The organism is Duganella sp. FT27W, from assembly GCF_009295655.1.
In the GTDB taxonomy this organism is placed as follows: Bacteria; Pseudomonadota; Gammaproteobacteria; order Burkholderiales; family Burkholderiaceae_D; genus Rugamonas; species Rugamonas zoogloeoides.
The window spans coordinates 1-255 of sequence record NZ_WHIV01000045.1; the positions used below are offsets into that span (position 1 = coordinate 1).

General features: G+C 51.4%; 2 tRNA genes. Both read right to left on the bottom strand.

Going from position 1 to position 255, the window contains the following annotated elements:
• Positions 1–51 precede the first annotated feature (51 nt).
• Positions 52–127 (bottom strand) — tRNA-Ala (locus F8197_RS28380).
• Between the two features lie 18 nt (positions 128–145).
• Positions 146–222, bottom strand: a tRNA-Ile gene (locus tag F8197_RS28385).
• Between the last annotated feature and the right edge of the window lie 33 nt (positions 223–255).

A 255-nucleotide genomic window follows, 5' to 3' on the forward strand; every position in this document is an offset into this window, starting at 1 on the left:
CTTGGTCTCTAAAAGACCAAATCTAAACCTAGCGGCTTACATTTGAACTCTTGGTGGAGGATGACGGGATCGAACCGACGACCCCCTGCTTGCAAAGCAGGTGCTCTCCCAGCTGAGCTAATCCCCCCGAGAATTACTACTTAACTGGTAGGGCTGGTTGGACTCGAACCAACGACCCCCGCGTTATCAACACGGTGCTCTAACCAGCTGAGCTACAGCCCCAAATGCTGTTCTTCTTGATTGACAGTCGATAAG